At 40.2% G+C, this 18681-nt stretch carries 14 protein-coding genes and 1 tRNA gene; 3 read left to right on the plus strand and 12 right to left on the minus strand.

From position 1 onward, the window contains the following. Positions 1 to 11 precede the first annotated feature (11 nt). From WC743_RS02560 to WC743_RS02610, 11 genes are all read right to left on the minus strand, one after another. The gene (locus tag WC743_RS02560; RefSeq protein WP_373010184.1) at positions 12 to 3440 is read right to left on the minus strand and encodes a TonB-dependent receptor; all 3429 of its coding nucleotides are present in this window, start codon (positions 3438 to 3440) and stop codon (positions 12 to 14) included. Between the two features lie 258 nt (positions 3441 to 3698). Beyond that, entirely contained in the window at positions 3699 to 4850 is a 1152-nt protein-coding gene (locus tag WC743_RS02565; RefSeq protein ID WP_373010185.1) for a FecR family protein, read from the minus strand. Positions 4851 to 5001: 151 nt separating this feature from the next. Further along, positions 5002 to 5589 (minus strand): RNA polymerase sigma factor, encoded by a 588-nt coding sequence (locus WC743_RS02570; RefSeq protein WP_373010187.1) that lies wholly within the window; start codon positions 5587 to 5589, stop codon positions 5002 to 5004. Between the two features lie 163 nt (positions 5590 to 5752). Beyond that, positions 5753 to 6775 (minus strand): Holliday junction branch migration DNA helicase RuvB, encoded by a 1023-nt coding sequence (gene ruvB / locus WC743_RS02575; RefSeq protein ID WP_373010188.1) that lies wholly within the window; start codon positions 6773 to 6775, stop codon positions 5753 to 5755. A 109-nt stretch (positions 6776 to 6884) separates the two neighbouring features. After that, positions 6885 to 7619: a polyprenol monophosphomannose synthase gene (locus WC743_RS02580; RefSeq protein ID WP_373010189.1), complete on the minus strand. Its 735-nt coding sequence runs from the start codon at positions 7617 to 7619 to the stop codon at positions 6885 to 6887. 120 nt (positions 7620 to 7739) lie between these two features. Beyond that, positions 7740 to 9233 (minus strand): MFS transporter, encoded by a 1494-nt coding sequence (locus tag WC743_RS02585; RefSeq protein ID WP_373010190.1) that lies wholly within the window; start codon positions 9231 to 9233, stop codon positions 7740 to 7742. A 107-nt stretch (positions 9234 to 9340) separates the two neighbouring features. Then, positions 9341 to 10270, minus strand: a complete 930-nt coding sequence (locus WC743_RS02590; RefSeq protein ID WP_373010191.1) for a hypothetical protein — start codon at positions 10268 to 10270, stop codon at positions 9341 to 9343. Between the two features lie 46 nt (positions 10271 to 10316). Continuing rightward, positions 10317 to 11495 carry an acetyl-CoA C-acyltransferase gene (locus WC743_RS02595; RefSeq protein ID WP_373010192.1) on the minus strand — a complete coding sequence of 393 codons (1179 nt, stop codon included), beginning with the start codon at positions 11493 to 11495 and terminating at the stop codon, positions 10317 to 10319. An 89-nt stretch (positions 11496 to 11584) separates the two neighbouring features. Then, on the minus strand, positions 11585 to 11752 hold the full coding sequence (locus tag WC743_RS02600; protein WP_373010193.1) for an Arc family DNA binding domain-containing protein: 168 nt from the start codon (positions 11750 to 11752) through the stop codon (positions 11585 to 11587). Positions 11753 to 11758: 6 nt separating this feature from the next. Further along, positions 11759 to 12292, minus strand: a complete 534-nt coding sequence (locus WC743_RS02605; protein WP_373010194.1) for a hypothetical protein — start codon at positions 12290 to 12292, stop codon at positions 11759 to 11761. Positions 12293 to 12297: 5 nt separating this feature from the next. Next, positions 12298 to 13155, minus strand: coding sequence for an SPFH domain-containing protein (locus WC743_RS02610; protein ID WP_373010195.1), 858 nt, complete (start codon positions 13153 to 13155; stop codon positions 12298 to 12300). A 113-nt stretch (positions 13156 to 13268) separates the two neighbouring features. Between WC743_RS02610 and WC743_RS02615 the strand changes: the two genes are divergently transcribed. Continuing rightward, positions 13269 to 15335, plus strand: a complete 2067-nt coding sequence (locus WC743_RS02615; RefSeq protein ID WP_373010197.1) for an HD family phosphohydrolase — start codon at positions 13269 to 13271, stop codon at positions 15333 to 15335. 83 nt (positions 15336 to 15418) lie between these two features. Continuing rightward, positions 15419 to 15505, plus strand: a tRNA-Ser gene (locus tag WC743_RS02620). A 284-nt stretch (positions 15506 to 15789) separates the two neighbouring features. On the opposite strand, the gene WC743_RS02625 is transcribed toward WC743_RS02620, so the two are convergent. Beyond that, positions 15790 to 16671 carry a helix-turn-helix domain-containing protein gene (locus WC743_RS02625; RefSeq protein ID WP_373010198.1) on the minus strand — a complete coding sequence of 294 codons (882 nt, stop codon included), beginning with the start codon at positions 16669 to 16671 and terminating at the stop codon, positions 15790 to 15792. A 314-nt stretch (positions 16672 to 16985) separates the two neighbouring features. Here WC743_RS02625 and WC743_RS02630 point away from each other — a divergent pair, with 314 nt between their 5' ends. After that, positions 16986 to 18632, plus strand: a complete 1647-nt coding sequence (locus tag WC743_RS02630) for an alpha-L-fucosidase (protein WP_373010199.1) — start codon at positions 16986 to 16988, stop codon at positions 18630 to 18632. The last annotated feature ends 49 nt before the right edge of the window (positions 18633 to 18681 follow it).

Here is an 18681-nt window from a genome sequence, read left to right on the forward strand (position 1 = left end):
TTTAACATTAATTAAAAACTTGCATTTAATCCAAGTAAGAAGGTTCTTGGTTTTGGATAATCAAAAAACTGTATGTTTTGGGTAAAGTTGCTTGGTGGGCCCTGATTAAAGGCTACGTTACCATTATACGTTGAAACCTCAGGATCATAACCAGAGTATTTGGTTATTAAAAATAGGTTCTGCGCTTGTGCATACAGTCTTAACCTGGTTAATTTGATCTTTTTCAAAAAGTTGTCTGAAAAATTATAACCCAATGTTACCGAACGGCCCCTTATAAAATTACCGCTTTCAACCTTTGTAGAATAGATCTCGGTTTGGTAACGTACATAAGCTGGCCTGCTTTCTGCAATGTTTGTATTTTGATTAGTTGGGGTCCATGCGTTTAATACTGTAGCATAGCTATTTGCCTGCCCGATACGATCTTGCGCAGAGTGCTGCGTTAAGTTCATTATCTGGTTGCCATAGTTAAACTGCAATTCAACACCAAGATCAAAGTTTTTGTAAGCTACATTGTTGCTAAATGTACCATAGCCTTTAGGTATAGACCTTCCTAATATTACTTTGTCATCAGCAGAAACCCTTCCATCGTTGTTGGTATCCTGGATTTTCAGATCGCCCGGAAGCAAGCCATATGTAGCTGCAGTAGCGGCTTCAGATGTACCCCATGTACCTAAAACTTTATATCCGTAAAAACTGCCAGCAGGTAAGCCAACACGCATTAAGTTAAACTGAGACAGGAAAGTTGGATCAAGGAAGATATCATCATTTGATTCACCCAGTGACAATATCTTATTGTTTAAGAAAGAAATATTGAAAGATGAATTCCAGGTGAAGTTATCGGTTTTAACGTTTACCGTATTCAGGGTAAGCTCTAAACCTTTGTTTTGCAACTGGCCTATGTTTTTAAATACACTTGTAAATCCGCTTGTTTCCGGCAGTGGTGCATTCAATAAAAGGGCCTTTGTTTTCTTTAAATAGGCGTCGGCCTCTAAAGTTATACGGTTATTAAATAAGCCGAATGATACACCAATATCATACTCAGCTGTTTTTTCCCATTGCAGATCTTCATTACCAATACTGGTTTGGTTGGTGCCGATAGCCTGTGTGCCGTTAAACACATAATTGGTGGTATTGATGTTTGCAAGGGAACGGTATTGCCCAATTTCGGAGTTACCTGTAAGACCATAGCTTAACCTGAATTTCAGGTCAGAAATGGTTTTGTTGTCTTTAAGGAAATCTTCCTGTGATACCCTCCAGGCAAATGCAGCCGATGGGAAGAAACCGTATTTAACATTCTGGCCAAAACGAGATGAACCGTCTGTACGGCCGGTTACCGTTAACAGGTACCTATCATTGTAGTTATAGTTCACTCTACCATAATAGGATTGCATTTGCCATGCGGAATAGCCTGATGATGGCAAACCAGGTATTGAGCCTGCACCTAAATTATAGTACTGATAAAAATTATCAGACAGATTACGGGTTGATGCGCCTACACTTAATTGTTGAAAATTCTGGCGCTCCGTACCTGCTACAACGTTTAAGGTATGTAATTTATTGAATGTATGGTTATAGGTAAAATATGCCTGCCATTGCCAAAATGTATTATTGTTTTCGTTGATAGAGGCAGAGCTGTAAGATTGATCGGCAGTTGGGCCGCCAACAAGGCCACTTTGCGCACTTGGGTAATAATTGGCAGCTGTAGTAACGCCTAATACACTCTTGAATTGTAAATCTTTAAACAGGTTAATATTTGCGTAACCATTACCGCTAAATACACGAAGCCTGGCTAAACGCTGGATTTCTAAGGTCTGTGCTACAGGGTTGTCACCACCTTCTAAGTTAGGGTAATCTGTTCTTTTACCATAGCTGCCATCAGGATATCTAACCGGGATAAACGAAGGCATTTCTATCATGGTACGTGGGATATTGTTACCACCGGTACCATAGCTGCCCAATTGTTGGTCTTGTGTGTTATAGTTTAAAGTGGTACCAATTTTTAACCAGGGTTTTACCTGGTCATCAATTGTTAAACGAGCGTTATAACGTTTTAAACTACTGTTTAAAATAATACCTTCATCGTCAGAATAGTTTAAAAATAAACCATAGTTTATATTTTCAGAGCCACCGGTAACGCTAAGGTTATGGTTTTGACTGTATGAGGTACGTGTAGTTTCTTTTTGCCAGTCAACATCATATAACGGGTTTAAGTTGCTGTCAAAAAGCTTTCCTATTAATGCTGTTCTTTGCAATACCGGGTTCCTACTGGCGTAGTTACCTGCTGCCCATCCTACGGGATCGTATTTTTGAATGTTGGCATAAGCCTGGTCTTCAATAGCCATAAACTGCTTTGAATTAAGCACAGGTATTTCCTTAGCCATCTTGTTCATACCCACATACGCATCGTAGCTAACGGTACTTGGCCTGTTTTTTGCGCCACGTTTAGTGGTGATCAGGATAACACCATTTGCACCACGGGTACCATATATTGCTGTTGATGATGCATCTTTAAGCACATCAATACTGGCCACATCATTTGGGTTAATGGAATTTCCGCCCTGGCTCCATACAATACCATCTACCACATATAATGGGTCTGTCGAGGTGTTGATAGAGCTGTAACCACGTATACGTATCTTAGTATCACCACCCGGCTCACCCGAGTTTACAGATACGTTTACACCTGCAATTTTACCGGCTAATTCTTGTTCAAGATTGGTTTGCGGGCGCTCTTGCAATGTTTTTGCACTAACACTACCCACAGATCCGGTTAAGTCAACCCGTTTTTGGGTACCGTAACCTACAACAACCACCTCGCTTAACGCTTTAGGCACCTCGGCCATTACAACATCAATTGTTGCACGGTTAGCAATTGCAATTTCTTGTGTAGTATAGCCAATAAAGCTAAATACCAATGTGCCGTTACCATCAGGGACTGATAATTTGTATTTACCATTAACATCAGTAGTGATGCCTATTGTGGTACCTTTCAATTTAACATTCACGCCCGGTAGCGGGCCCTTGGCATCGGCTACCGTTCCCTGCACGTCTATAGCGACAGCGGCGTTTGATGCGTTAGGATCATCCTTTCTTTTTACTACAATTGTTTCCTGGAAAATTTTGTAGGTAAGTGGCTGATCCTTAAAAGCTTTGTCTAAAGCTTCGGTAAGCGGGACATTTGTTACATCAATATTTATAGCGCTTGCTCTTGAAACATCTTGCTTATCATACATGAAATGATAATTAGTTTGTTTCTCTATCAGTCTCAGTATTTTTTCAACAGATATGTTCTTCTGCCGAAGGGATACGATCTGGCTGTAGCTTTTTGCGCTAACATTGGTGAGTGCTGCAATTATTAAAATAGCAGTAAGTTTCATAACCAAAATAATTTTGGAAAGTTTAGACCACACCACAGGCACGGCCTTAGAATTAAAATTCATAAGTTTGTTGAGTTTGGGTTAAACATTAAGTTTCAATTCGTCAATTGTAATCGTTGGGAAGCCCAGATATATAGCCGGGAAAGTGGGTCGAAACACTTCCCGGTTTTTTATTTATATGCTAATGTGCATGTATGTTTTAAGTACAACACAACAAGGCTTGCCAATAGAGCTAACTTGTCTGATGTATTTCTTCCGTCATAACGTGTTTTTTTTAGGTGAATAATTAGATATATATAGTTGTTGAATGTGCTTAATTGGTTAATCCACAATAATGTTTTTGCCTTCTATATGCACAGCAATACCTGTGTATTGAATCATTTTAAGTAGTTCGGATGCTTTCACGTTGCGCGAAAGCCTGCCTGTAAATTCTCTTAGCGGTAATTTCCCTTTATAGGTTATATTTACATCATACCAGCGTGCTGCCTGGCGTAGTATCACATCAATACCCGCGTCTCTGAATTGAAAAATGCCATTTTTCCAGGCTACTTCATCGTCTACATCAATATCTGATGTTACTTTTGTGTTGCCGGTTGCATTTATCTGTGCTTGCTGGCCCGGTTTTAATTTATAGGTTAACGAACCACTTTTTATATTAACAGCACCCTCAAGCAGGGTGGTTTTCATCAGTCTTTCGTCTCCGTAAGCCATCACATTAAAATGCGTACCTAACACTTCAATATCTGCGCGGTCTGTTTTTACTCTAAAAGGCATCAACTTATTTTTGGTTACTTCAAAGTATGCTTCTCCTGTTATCTCAACATCCCGTGTGTTGCCTGTAAAGCGGGTAGGGAAGCGTATGGATGATGCTGCGTTTAGCCATACTTTGGTGCCATCGGGCAGTATAACCTGGTATTCCCCGCCTCGTGGGGTGTTTATAGTATTAATGGAAGGGGCCGCATTATCATCAGCCATGTTTGATAGGTTGTAAACCAGCTTACCATCGGCAGTTTTGTTTACAACGGTATTTCCCTGTTTAGCAAGTGTACCATTTTGAGCATTGTCTAATATGATAGTTTTGCCGTTTGCCAGTGTTAAAACAGCCTTGCTACCACCAGGTAGCGCATCATGCTGCGGAGGATTGATTTTAGCGATTGATTTTTTAACAACAGGCTTATCCTTATGTAAATAGCTATAAAAGCCAAAGCTTAGAAACAATAACCCTACCGCTGCAGCCGAAAATTTAGCCCATAATAATAAATTATAATTAGGTTTTTTCGGTTCTGTTGGTTCTTGTGCATTACCCGAAGCTAAAATGTTTTTTAATATCAGTTCGGTTTTAGTGGAGTTAAACAGGGGTGCATCCAAATGCAGATCATTCCAGGCCGTTCGGATAAGATCGGAAAGTTCCTGATCCTTTTTGCCGGCTGTTATTATAGCAAACAACTCGTCTCTCTCCTGCGGAGTAGCCATTTTGTTATAATAACAATTAAAAAGGTACGATAACCTTGACCTGGATGTATTCATTTTATATCTTTTTCAATAATTGGTAGTGAAAGGTTGGGGAACCTTTATTGTATGACACCAGATAAGATGAAAAAGGGGGTATTGCTTTTGAAATTTTTTAAAAAAATAATATCGACAGCAAAATCAAGGGCATAACATTACTGTTTGACTGTAAAAAATTGGTGATAGAGAGGGTAGCAACCTGCAAATATTTCTTTACAGTTTCACGCGATAACCCCATTTTGTTGGCTATCTCATCATATTTTAAACGATCATGCCTGCTTAACAGATAAACCTTTTGTTGTTGTGGGGGCAGGTGGTCAATAGCCTTATCAAGCAAGTTGTAATAATCGTTGTTATCAATAATATTGGCAGTTTCTAAAGCAACTTCGTTGTCCTCAATACTTTTTTGGGCGATGCGTTCTTTTGCTAATTTGCGTAAGCAGTTTAAAGCATGGTTTTTTGAGATGACAAACAGGTATGCTTTAAAATTTTTAACCGAGGTAAGGGCCTTACGGTTAAGCCAAATTTTCAGGAAAGCATCTTGTACTACCTCTTCAGCGAGTTCGACCGAATCTGTTATGCGATAAATATGTGTACCCAAATGCTGATGGTATGTATTGAAAAGCTCGCTAAAGGCATGCTCATCGCCACTTGCCACCTGCAAGAGTAACTCTTTTTCGCAAGGTAAAGCCAGATTAGACATAGGTAGTATTTGGTAGTGCCAAGTAATGAAAAAATTACAAAAACTGCAACCAATAATTCTCTATTGTTAAAAAAATTTCGTGTTGTGTAAAATTAACACATTTATAATATCCTGATTTATAATAAATTAACTATTTTAAAATTTTAAAAAGAAACTTATCTTTTTAAAATAATGAAGGGTTTCCGCCCAACTTTATCTTCCCCAAATGCTTATAAGCACTTTCTGTAGCCTCACGACCACGGGCTGTACGCATCAAAAAACCTTCCTGGATCAAAAAAGGTTCGTAAACTTCTTCAATAGTTCCTTCTTCTTCGCCAACCGCGGTTGCAATTGTTTTTAACCCTACAGGGCCGCCTTTAAACTTATCAATAATTGTAGCCAATATCTTGTTATCCATTTCATCCAGGCCATGCTCGTCAACATTCAATGCATTCAAAGCATATTTGGCAATGGCGGTATCAATATTCCCATCGCCTTTTATTTGTGCAAAATCGCGGGTACGGCGTAATAAGGCATTGGCAATTCGCGGGGTGCCACGGCTGCGGCGGGCAATTTCATATGCTCCTTCATCACTAATAGGTGTACGCAATATAGCCGCAGAACGCAATACAATAGTGGTTAACAGTTTGGCATCATAATATTCCAGCCGGCTATTAATTCCAAAACGGGCACGCAGGGGGGCAGTTAATAAGCCCGATCGTGTAGTAGCACCAACAAGGGTAAAGGGGTTTAAAGAGATTTGTACTGACCGCGCGTTAGGCCCGCTTTCAAGCATAATATCTATTTTAAAATCTTCCATTGCAGAGTACAGGTACTCTTCAACCAGCGGACTTAAGCGGTGTATCTCATCAATAAAAAGTATATCCCCGGTTTCCAGGTTAGTTAATAGTCCGGCTAAATCGCCGGGCTTGTCCAGCACCGGTCCTGATGTTATCTTGATACCGGCCCCCATTTCATTAGCTATGATATGAGAGAGGGTGGTTTTCCCTAAACCCGGAGGGCCATGCAGCAACACATGGTCAAGCGCCTCGCCGCGTTGGCGGGCAGCCTGTACAAAAACCCTAAGGTTGGCTAATATTTTATGCTGACCGGTAAAATCTTCAAATACCTGCGGGCGTAATACTTTTTCTATATCGCGTTCGGCAGGGGATAGGTTCTCACGATCGGGATCAAGATTCTCATTCATTGCCAACGAAATTAGCATTTATTTTTTAAAGGTTAAAGCAAAAAGCAGAAAGCGCAGAACTGTGCTCCGTTTGAAAAATATTACATCTTTAAGCTTAGGTTTTGCACTTTTAATGTGCTTTCGGATATTTTCTAAACCAGCTGTTTATCTTCATTTGTAATACACCAAATACAGCTTCTTTAAAAATACCTTTTGACATTTTAGAGGTGCCAACCGTTCGGTCGGTAAATATGATGGGGATCTCAACCACTTTAAAACCATGCTTAATAGTAGTGAATTTCATTTCTATCTGGAAAGCATAACCAACAAATTTTACTTTATCCAGTTCAATTGTTTCAAGAACTTTGCGTTTGTAGCACATAAAACCAGCTGTTGAATCTTGTATAACAATGCGGGTAATAAAGCGCACATAAACCGATGCAAAATAACTCATAAGTACCCGGCTCATTGGCCAGTTAACTACGTTCACACCTTTTATATACCTCGAGCCTATGGCTGCATCGGCGCCTTCAATACATTTTTGCCTTAATCTTAGCAGATCATCGGGGTTGTGTGAAAAATCGGCATCCATTTCAAAAACATAATCATAATGCCTTTCAATAGCCCATTTAAAGCCGTGAATATATGCCGTGCCTAAACCCAGTTTGCCGGTACGTTCTTCCAGAAAAAGCCTTTCAGAATAGTCATGCTGTAAACTCTTTATGATTTTACCGGTGCCATCAGGTGAGCCGTCATCAACTATCAGCAAATGGAAATCATGAGGCAACGAAAATACCTTATGAATCATCCGCTCAATGTTTTCTTTTTCGTTATACGTGGGTATAATTACAATACTATCGGGCACTTGGGCAGAATTTAGTTTAAAGTAAATGAACGGCGCTAAAATAATTGAAATTAGCCCGGCTTTAAAATAAAAAAACAGGAAAGCGTTGTACTTTCCTGTTTTAAATGATAATATTTTGTTTTACAGGTTGTGTGTATCTGCAATAACCTGGTTGTCAACGTAAGGGTCGGTAATATAGTTCCTCTCTTTTAATCGGGGAGAAATAATTAAGAATGCAATTATAAACACACATATAAATGCTACAAAGAACCATTCGTAGTTGGCACCTTTTAAATTCCTGGCCCACCAGCCGCCATCTTCAATAAGCCCATTAACAACGGCAGTAATAAGGTTACCAAACGATACAACCAGGAACCAAATACCTGACATGGTACTCTTCATTGATTTTGGGGAGTGGGTATAGGCATATTCTAAACCTGTAATAGACACCAGTACTTCGGCTGCTGATAATATCATAAACGCCAGTACTTGCCACCACATTGATGGTGTACCACCATTTTCGATGCTTACATGTGTAAAACCTATAACTACAAATGATAATGCCGTTAGAATTAAACCAGCGCCAAGCCTGCGCAATGGTGTTGTTTTTAATCCGATTTTATCTAACCGTGGATAAACCACATAGTTAAAAAATGGTATAAATAACAATAGGAAGACGGTGTTAAATGTCGACATAGAACCTGGCTCTATTTTAAACGATGTAAAGCCGAGATTGATGTTTCGGTCCATTTTTTCGGCATAAAGTGTCCATTCTGAAAGGCATTGGTCCCAAACTGCCCAAAAAGCGAGGGCAAAAAAGAACACTGCGATGACGCGATAAACAGCTTTAACTCCTTCAACGCGTTCAGGATCGTAACTCTCTTTGGCAATATCAAGTAAAGATTGACCCGGTTTCCTTTTGCTCAAATGGGTTATTGCATACCAGGTGATAAATACCAGGTTATTACGGTTTACGCCTTGCGGTGGAACCTTTACGTATTTTTTGCGGCCCATAAAAAATATCACAGTTGCCAATGCCATTAATATTCCGGGGATACCAAAAGCCCACTTAGCGCCATAGTATTTGTAAATGGTAGGGATAGCAATTGTTGATAGCATTGAGCCGGCATTGATACTGAAATAAAACCAGCCATAAACCTTTGAAAGCAGGTCCTGGTTGCTGGCATCGAACTGGTCGCCCACGTTGGCCGAAACACATGATTTAATACCGCCTGCCCCGATAGCTACAACCAGCATTCCAATCTCAAAACCGTCGAGATTTGTATCAAACATCGATAGCAAAAGGTGTCCAAAACAGTAAACTATAGAGATATAAAGGATTAGTTTGTATTTGCCGGTATACCAATCGGCCACCATGCCACCTACAAATGGTAATGCATAAGCCACCATTACAAATAAGTGGTTCAACTTATTGGCATGCGCATCGGCCTGCTGCGCTAATGCAGCATCGCCAGCTGGGTTAAAAAATTGTTTTACCAAAAATAATGTAAGTATGGAACGCATCCCATAAAAGCTAAAGCGTTCTGCAGCTTCGTTCCCGATAATAAACGGAACACTATTTGGGAATCTTGACTTTGTTTTTGCCGGAGCGGTTGCTTGTAGGTTTTCTGCCATACTTTTAAAACTATTTTTTGCCTAAAATACTATATTTAAATTAAACCGAAATTTTATACCGAAATTATTACAGGTCTTGCTGTATTGTTTGGAATTGTGAGTGATACTTACTGTTTAATTCTCTTTTTTGTTGGAACCGCGCCTTTGTCAATAATTGCCTGTGCCTTAGGGTCAACATAATTTGCATCACGTTCTTCCGGTATATTGCGCATATCCAGGTTATCCACAAATGCCCACTTGCCGTTTTTTAATTGATAGCCGTCATAACTTAAATCGGGGCCGAAAGTTTGCGGCATATCTTTCATCTTTTTATCAGGAGGTGATAAATGATCAAATACTATCAAATTTTGACCGGGCACATATCTTAGCAGCATAGATGCCTGCCTGGTATATTCAAAAACTACACGTTTGCGGTTTTTGCCGTTACCCTCAAACACCGGCATGCCCAGTACAGGTTTATTTTCGCGGTTAAAGGATAATACCTCAATTACCTTTTTGGTTGATTTTATTGTATTGCCTTTCCAGCCCAGTAACACATAATAAGCCTTATCGGCATTGGTGGCGCGTATGATCTTGTAGTATTGCGCACCATACCATTTGTGATTATCAGTTACCGAATCTTCGGGGTTTTTTAACATCGGGGAGTAGTCTTCCAGCGGGTACATCAGTAACCTGTCACCGGTGTTCATTTGTATGGTGCCGTAAAAGCGATAGCTGCCATCCTCGTTCATAACATGCCAGCTAAATATCCGGAAACGGTTGTCAGGTGCATTCAGCACACTAATGCTTTTAACAGAATCAAATGAATAATTGAAGGAATGCGGCGTTTTTAAGGCGCCAACCAATGTTTTAATAAAATTATAGTTAGCATTCTTTCGCTCCAGATCAATGGTATCATTAATGAATTTTTTGCCTAACGATACCAGGCTATCCCGGTAAATATTCAGTTGCTTAATATTCTGACTTTCATCAGAATGCTGTGCAAAAGTAAAGTTGCAAATTAATAAAGAAGCAAAAATTAAAAAGATCCCTTTCATCAATGGTTATATACGATAAAATACAGCGCTTATTATCAGGTAGTTATTATATTAAATTTTCAATAACCATAGCGCTGGCACCGCCGCCGCCATTACAAATACCTGCCGCGCCAAATTTACCATTATTTTGCTGCAGCACATTTATTAATGTTACTATGATGCGTGCACCTGATGCACCCAGCGGATGGCCCATTGCAACTGCGCCACCATTAACGTTAACCTTTGTAGTGTTTAAGCCCATTAGCTTATTATTTGCTACAGATACAACAGAAAAAGCCTCATTTATTTCAAAAAAATCTATCTGATCTGCTGATAAGCCAGCTTTGTGCAATGCCAGCGGGATGGCCTTTGATGGTGTAGTGGTAAAATACTCTGGTGCCTGCTGTGCATCGGCAAAAGAAATAATTTTTGCCAGTGGTTTAATCCCCATAGCGTCGGCTTTATCTTTGCTCATTAGTACTAAAGCAGCCGCGCCATCATTTAAGGTTGATGCATTGGCTGCAGTAACCGTCCCTTCTTTTTTAAATACAGGCTTTAGAGTAGGGATCTTATCAAACTTCACAGCTTTAGGCTCCTCATCATCGGCAAACCAAGTAACATCACCCTTTTTATCTTTTAGCTCAACCGGGGTTATTTCTGCTTTAAACTTGCCTTCGCTTTGTGATTGCTGCGCCCTTTTGTATGATTCTATCGCGAATGCGTCCTGCTCCTCGCGGGTTATATTACAATCAACAGCGCAAAGCTCAGCTGCGGAGCCCATGTGATAATCGTTATAAACATCCCAAAGGCCATCTTTTATAAGCCCGTCTGTTATTTGTCCGTTACCTAAACGGTAGCCGTTGCGTGCCTTATCCAGGTAATAGGGCACATTGCTCATGCTTTCCATACCACCGGCAAGTACAATATCATTATCGCCATTGGCAATACTTTGTGCTGCCAGCATTATCGCTTTCATACCCGATGCACATACCTTATTGATAGTAGTTGCGGGCATATAAGGTAAGCCGGCAAAAATAGCAGCCTGTGTAGCCGGTGCCTGGCCTAAATTAGCTGATAGCACATTGCCCATATATACTTCCTGTATATCTGCAGGCTGCAGGCCTGCTTTTTCAACTGCCGATTTTATAACAATGGCGCCTAATTGCGTGGCCGATAATGATGCCAGACTGCCGCCGAAACTGCCAATAGGGGTACGGGTAGCCGATACGATATATACTTCTTTCATGAAAAATGTTTTATAAATAACTGGTGGGACAAATTTAGCTTTTTTGTTTAAAGCTTAACGCAGATTAGACAAATTATTATGCATGCATATTAATTTGTCTTTCTTTTCCGGGCAGATTTCTTCCGGTCGTTCAGGGCCTGCTGCAGCAAATATTCAATTTGCCCATTGGTGCTCCTGAACTCATCGGCGCCCCAGTTCTCAATTTCTTTGAGTACATCGGGGTTTATCCTTAATATAAATGCTTTTTTTTCTGCCATGTTATATTAATGTGCTGCGGCACTTGCATGTGCCTGCCGTACTAAAATTAAGTTTACACCTATTAAAGCCAATAATGGTAACGGTGGAAGGTCATTTATTTTGAAGCTTTGATCATAAGAAACCACAAAAGGCTTTTTAAAACCCCATGCCTTTTGCGTTATCTGCAATAGGTCTCCATACATATCATGGCTAAACATTAATGATCTGGAGAAAAGTTTTTTGTACAAATAAGTCCCTTTAAAGCCTGTATCCATTTCAAGATTAACGTTCCTTTTCCATGTTTCGGGTATAAGGGTGCCTATGGTTTCTTCTTCGCCTTTGTTTATAAGAAGATTGCGTTTAAACCAGCCTTTGGGTTTAATTGTCCAGATGCCTTGTGCCGTTTCAATTATTGCATAACGTTTATAACTGTTTTTATAGCTCAGTTTACCATACACAAATTGCCCGTCGGTTAGTTCAAAATAGGGGAAGAACCATTTATGCCTGGTTATAAACAATTCATTGGTTTTTATCTGATCAAAACTCCTGAAATAGTTCATACTATTTAATGATATAATGTGCCTGTATTTACTATTGGCGATACGCTTTTGTCGCCGCAAAGTACTACCAGCAGGTTGCTTACCATGGCAGCCTTGCGTTCTTCATCCAGCTCAATAATATTCTTTTCTTCCATCTTTGTTAATGCCATCTCTACCATGCCAACGGCACCTTCAACAATTAGCCTGCGGGCTGCTATAATAGCTGAAGCCTGCTGGCGTTGCAACATGGCGTGAGCAATCTCAGGTGCATAAGCCAGATGCGATATGCGAGCTTCCAATACCTCTATACCAGCACGGTCAAGGCGCTCATTCAATTCTTTTTCCAATAAAACGCTTACGTGCTCAGCACCACCGCGAAGGGTTATACTTGCACTTTCATCCTCAATATGGTCATAAGGGAAGGAGTTAGCCAGATGCCTGACTGCAGCCTCGCTTTGTATATTTACATATTGTAGGTAATTCTCTACCGCGAAAACAGCTTTTGCGGTATCTTTTATTTGCCATACAATTACAGCAGCAATTTCTATAGGGTTACCTACACTGTCGTTCACTTTTAATTGCTGCCCATTTAAGTTAAATGCCCTTAATGATACTTTCCTTTTTACAGTGAAAGGATTTACCCAAAAAAAGCCGTCGTGCTTAACAGTGCCGGTATATTTACCAAACAGGGTAAGCACTTTTGATTCGTTCGGATTAACTATGGCTAATCCGGGTAAAACTAGTACGAAGTTTATTACGCAAATAATTGCCCCTGCAACTGGCTGCTCTGCCCAAAAGCAAAGTGCAGCACCGGCAGCAAGCACAAGTACTACAACAAAGGCTAAATAGCCGGATGGTGCTGTGATAACTTTTTCAGTGTTCATGGCTTAAATGATTTTAAAATGATATCATAAAGATATCAAATTTGATTTGATAAAAGCAAGAAAAAATACAGATAACCGAAACTTATATTATTTTTACAAGGATATATACATCAATGGCAAAGCTTTCAACATCCAGACAAAAAGCATTATTGCGTAAATACGCGCTTAATGTTAAGTATTTTATGATGCTGATAAGTATAATAGTGATTGTTTATGCCTTACCCAAGCAGGCTAAATTTGGCTATGAGTACGAGAAAGGCCGTATCTGGAACCAAAAAGACCTGATATCACCTTATAACTTTGCTATACTAAAAACCAACCAGGAGATAGAGGCAGACCAAAAGACAGCCTTAGCAGGGGTAACCCCAATTTATCAGCGTAATGATGATGTAAGCACCCAGTTAATAGAAGGTTTTAAGAATGATCTTGAAGTAAGATGGCACACGGCGGGTATTAATGACCGGCTTAAAGCCAGGTACCTACAAACCGGGCAGGACCTTTTAAAATATGTTTACAACATTGGTGTATTAAAACTAAATGATAAGTATCAGCAAAAGGGAACTAATTATCCCATAACCGTGCTTAATAATAATATCGCTTCAGAGAAAAACACCTCCGACCTGTTTACCCGCGAAAAGGCGGTTGCATATTGTGATGAAGCCATAGGCAAAATACAAGGATTAGATAAAGCGTTTTTACTTAATCTTATACAGGACAGGTTACAAACTAATTTAACTTATGATGCCAAACTTACTGCCAGAATGGAGCAGGAAGTTATTGAAAACCTGTCTATTACTCGTGGTATGGTACAAAAGGGAGAGACCATCATAGGGAAAGGATCTGTTATAAATGATGAAGCTTATCAAAAGCTTGCATCATACAAAAAGGCATTTGAAGATAATGCCCGGATAAATGGCAACCACACTCTGGTGTTGCTGGGTCAGTTTTTGCTGGTAGGTATTGCTATCACCTTGTTAATGGTGTTTTTGTATTTATTTAGGCGGGATATTTTTGATGATAACCGGCTGGTAAGTTTAATATTATTGGTAATCACAGCTATGCTGGCAACTTTGTCGCTTGCCTTGAAAATGCAGCTGCCAAATTTGTATTACATCCCTTATTGTATAGTACCTATCATTATCCGCATATTATTTGATACCCGTTTGGCGCTCAACATTCACTTACTGGTAGTATTGATAGCAGGTTTTTTTGTGCCGAATAGCTTTGAATTTGCCTTTTTCGAGATCACGGCGGGTATGGTATCAATTTACAGTATTAAAAATTTGATCCGCAGGGAACAATTCCTGATATCGGCAGTGATCATTACATTTACTTATTTTGTGGCCTTCCTGGGTATCTCATTAATCCGTGAAGGCTCATTAACTACTATAGACTGGACCGATTTTGTGCCTTTTGCAGTAAGCGTTTTATTAACATTGCTGGCTTATCCGCTTATTTACGCGTTTGAAAAAGTATTTGCCATAACATCAGACATCACCCTTATAGAGCTTACCAATACCAACGCGCCTTTACTGCGCGAAATGGCATTTAGCGCACCAGGCACATTTCAGCATTCGTTACAAGTAGCTAACCTGGCCGAAAATGCCATATTTGCTATTGGCGGCAATGCATTGCTGGTTAGGGCAGGAGCTTTATACCATGATATAGGTAAGATGGAGAACCCGCTGTTTTTTATCGAGAATCAAATCTCGGGCTTTAACCCGCATGATAAGCTACCTTATGAAGAAAGTGCACAGATCATTATCCGTCATGTAAGCAAGGGTATTGAAATGGCACGTAAAGCCAATTTGCCAGAGATTGTTATCGACTTTATCCGCACCCACCACGGTAACACCCGGGTTGATTATTTTTACCAGTCGTTTTTGAAAAACTTTCCTGAAAAATTCATAAACGAGAACATTTTTAGGTACCCGGGGCCTATTCCTTTCTCAAAAGAGGGCGGTGTTTTGATGCTTGCCGACTCTGTTGAGGCTGCTTCACGCTCTTTGAAAGAACCGGATGAGGAATCAATAGGGATACTGGTTGACCGTATTGTGAAATACAAGCTTGATCAAAACCAATTGAAAGACAGTGATATAACCTTAAAGGATATAGAAACTATAAAAGAGATTTTTAAGCGAATGCTGATGAGTATTTACCATGTACGGATTGATTATTAAAAATCTGATTTATTTTTTTGTCAGCTTAAGCGAATTACTATATTTGCAATCCCTGAAAAACGGGAAATATAGCAATTAAAACCGGTGAGGTGCCTGAGAGGCCGAAAGGATCAGTTTGCTAAACTGACGTACGGGAAACTGTACCGAGGGTTCGAATCCCTCCCTCACCGCTGATAATCATATCAAACACATTAAAAGCCTGTAAATCATAAGATTACAGGCTTTTTTCGTTTCCGGAGTTGCTCAAAATATGTGCGGATTCGCAAAAACTAAACTGATCAACACGGGTATGACGACGATGGAAATCAATATCAGGCAATTGTTGAATGATGCTGATTTATTATAGATTAGAAAGTCTATCACATAACTAATACGACCTATAATTTAACTACGACCTGTAATTTAACTGGAAAAAGGCGAATTGATAATAGATACTTCTGAAACCGCAAGGGAACTAAAAGCGGACAAAATCAATTTGTTTTCTATAATTACCAGGAGACATGCCAGTAATTTTTTTAAATATTTTAGAAAAATAAAATACATTTTCAAAGCCGGCTTGCACCGCAATTTCCACATAAGTCATCTGAGTGGTAACCATCAGATATTGGGCGCGCTCAATCCTTTTTTCATGGATGTATTTTAAGGGTCTTTCACCTGTATACTGTTGAAACAAGCGTGAAAAATAATCGGCATGCTGGTTCGCTTTTTCCGCCAGGCTAGCCACCGACAGATCCTGGTGCAGGTTCAATTGGATATAGCTGATCGCATTAAGGATTTTAACCGGTATGTGGCTGGCTTCTTTATGTTTGAATATCTCCGGCGTTAAAAAACGAGAGACCAATTGAAAAAGAATGCCATGGGTCTCTGTAAAAGTTGCCATGTTTTGCTGATTATTAAGCTCCTGATACTCTTTATAAAAGATGTTTTTTTCATATATCCTGGGATTGTCAGAACGGTTGATGCCCCTCCCGGGGTTTATTTCCAGTAAGCGGGCAAAATTCAAGATGTCAACTTTTGTTGCTTTTACTTTAAAAACAGACCGGTTATGGGCAAACAAAGAGATACCATTGGATGATTCCTCAAAAAACTGGATAAAATATTGGCTCAGGTGATTTTGGCAGGTAAGGTTGCACAAAGTGAAACTGGGTATCATGTATAGAAATCCCGGCTCGAGGGTCAGCGTTGTTGAAATATCTGAAATTTCACCTTCACCCGCATCAATGTAATAAAGTCTGAAATACGGACTGATCACGTTTTTATAGTTCCATTTCGGGCCAAGATTCACATGATCTACATTCAATAGCGTAAATGTATTTTTTAGTGCTCTTTTAATCATAATGCAGCATGTAAGTATTATAAATTATTGTTTCATCTGCAAGATATTCTACTTGTGCAGTCCAGAAAAGGTTTCGTTCTTCCGGAGTAACAATAATAAATAAAATGTCGGATTTGTATAAAAAAAAGTCTCATTAGGTCAACTATTTAGCAATTATTTCAAAGTAAGTTTGACCTATCAGTTACCTACGGCAATGATAATAATTTGCTGATAACCAATTATGGATTGTGCTTAAAAGAATCTGACTTGTGACTACAGGCTACTACCTGTACAATGGGTCTTACCTAACTAATGTATACATCAAAATCTAATTCATGAAAAGAAGAACACTAATAAAAGGTTTGGCCACTGGATTGTCCTCCTTGTACCTGTCGAAACTTTATGCCGGCAGTCTGTTACACCCATATTCAAACCCGGGTATTGCTTCCGGCCCATTCCAGCCGACGTGGGATTCATTGAGTCAGTATCAGGTTCCGGAATGGTTTCGTGATGCCAAATTTGGTATGTGGGCACATTGGGGGCCACAATGCCAGCCAGAGCGCGGTGATTGGTACGCCCGCGGTATGTATCAGGAAGGCAGTGACCAATATAAATATCATATACAAAAATACGGTCATCCCTCTAAGTTTGGTTTTAAGGATGTGATAAACGAATGGAAAGCAGAGAACTGGAACCCGGAGGAATTGGTTGCCTTATACAAAAAAGCCGGTGCCAAATATTTTATGGCCCTGGCTAATCACCATGATAATTTTGACCTTTACGACAGCAAATACCAAAGCTGGAACTCTACTAAACTTGGCCCGAAAAAAGATCTGATTGGCGGCTGGGCTAAGGCTGCTAAGAAACAAGGCCTGCCTTTTGGCGTAACGGTGCATGCATCGCACCCCTGGACCTGGTATGAGGTCGCCCAGCGCGCGGATAAAACCGGACCTTATGCAGGTATTCCTTATGATGGTAAGCTTACCAAAGCGGATGGAACAGGTAAATGGTGGAATGGCTATGATCCGCAGGAATTATATGCACAAAACCATGCCTTAAGCCAGGATAGCCTTGATGACGGTAGCATGGGCCGCCACTGGGATTGGGGTAATGGTGCCAGTGTACCCAACAAAGCTTATTGTGATAAATTTTTAAACCGCACCTTAGAACTGATAGATAAGTACGGCCCCGAACTGATCTATTTTGACGATACTGCTTTACCCCTTTGGCCGGTAAGCGATGCCGGCTTAAAAATTGCCGCGCATATGTACAATACCAGTATTAAAAAACATGGTAAACTCCAAGCGGCACTGTTTGGTAAAGTACTGGATAAACAACAGCGTAAATGCATGATATGGGATATAGAACGCGGGCAAAGCAACCAGATAGAACCTTTACCGTGGCAAACAGACACCTGTATTGGCGGCTGGCACTATGACCGGCGCATATTTGATAATAAAGGCTACAAAAGTGCCAAAACAATAATACATACCCTGGCTGATATAGTAAGTAAAAATGGTAACCTGTTGTTGAACATCCCGGTACGTGGCGATGGCACCATTGACAGCGAAGAACGCGCCGTAGTTGAAAACATAGGAGCGTGGATGCAGGTTAACAGCGAAGCTATTTACGGCACCCGCCCCTGGAAAGTATTTGGCGAAGGCCCGGCAATAGAATCGGCAGCACCAATTAGTGCGCAGGGCTTTAACGAGGGCAAAGGGAAGCCATTCGGTGCCGAAGATATCCGGTTTACCCTAAAAGGCAAAACTCTTTACGCCATTATGCTGGGTTGGCCGGCAGGGAACGCAGCCCTCATTAAAAAGTTAGCGACAGGTAATGAGGCAGGTAAGGTAAGCAGGGTAAGTTTACTTGGAAACGATAATTTGAGTTTTGAGCAAACCACAGCGGGCCTTAAAGTGAAATTGCCGGAGCAGGCTCCTGGTAAAGACGCATTCGTTTTAAAAATTGAAGGGGCTATTTAATCGTATGAAACTGAAACTTTGTTATGTCCTGATTACTGCAAATGATTAA

The sequence above is a fragment of the Mucilaginibacter sp. genome (assembly GCF_041660805.1).
In the GTDB taxonomy this organism is placed as follows: Bacteria; Bacteroidota; Bacteroidia; order Sphingobacteriales; family Sphingobacteriaceae; genus Mucilaginibacter.

What these genes read in the sequence shown, in the direction of transcription:
- WC743_RS02560 (WP_373010184.1), bottom strand. Translation starts at nt 3,440, where the DNA reads ATGAATTTTAATTCTAAGGCCGTGCCTGTGGTGTGGTCTAAACTTTCC.
- WC743_RS02565 (WP_373010185.1), bottom strand. Translation starts at nt 4,850, where the DNA reads ATGGCTACTCCGCAGGAGAGAGACGAGTTGTTTGCTATAATAACAGCC.
- WC743_RS02570 (WP_373010187.1), bottom strand. Translation starts at nt 5,589, where the DNA reads ATGTCTAATCTGGCTTTACCTTGCGAAAAAGAGTTACTCTTGCAGGTG.
- ruvB (WP_373010188.1), bottom strand. Translation starts at nt 6,775, where the DNA reads ATGAATGAGAATCTTGATCCCGATCGTGAGAACCTATCCCCTGCCGAA.
- WC743_RS02585 (WP_373010190.1), bottom strand. Translation starts at nt 9,233, where the DNA reads ATGGCAGAAAACCTACAAGCAACCGCTCCGGCAAAAACAAAGTCAAGA.
- WC743_RS02590 (WP_373010191.1), bottom strand. Translation starts at nt 10,270, where the DNA reads ATGAAAGGGATCTTTTTAATTTTTGCTTCTTTATTAATTTGCAACTTT.
- WC743_RS02595 (WP_373010192.1), bottom strand. Translation starts at nt 11,495, where the DNA reads ATGAAAGAAGTATATATCGTATCGGCTACCCGTACCCCTATTGGCAGT.
- WC743_RS02600 (WP_373010193.1), bottom strand. Translation starts at nt 11,752, where the DNA reads ATGGCAGAAAAAAAAGCATTTATATTAAGGATAAACCCCGATGTACTC.
- WC743_RS02605 (WP_373010194.1), bottom strand. Translation starts at nt 12,292, where the DNA reads ATGAACTATTTCAGGAGTTTTGATCAGATAAAAACCAATGAATTGTTT.
- WC743_RS02610 (WP_373010195.1), bottom strand. Translation starts at nt 13,155, where the DNA reads ATGAACACTGAAAAAGTTATCACAGCACCATCCGGCTATTTAGCCTTT.
- WC743_RS02615 (WP_373010197.1), top strand. Translation starts at nt 13,269, where the DNA reads ATGGCAAAGCTTTCAACATCCAGACAAAAAGCATTATTGCGTAAATAC.
- WC743_RS02625 (WP_373010198.1), bottom strand. Translation starts at nt 16,671, where the DNA reads ATGATTAAAAGAGCACTAAAAAATACATTTACGCTATTGAATGTAGAT.
- WC743_RS02630 (WP_373010199.1), top strand. Translation starts at nt 16,986, where the DNA reads ATGAAAAGAAGAACACTAATAAAAGGTTTGGCCACTGGATTGTCCTCC.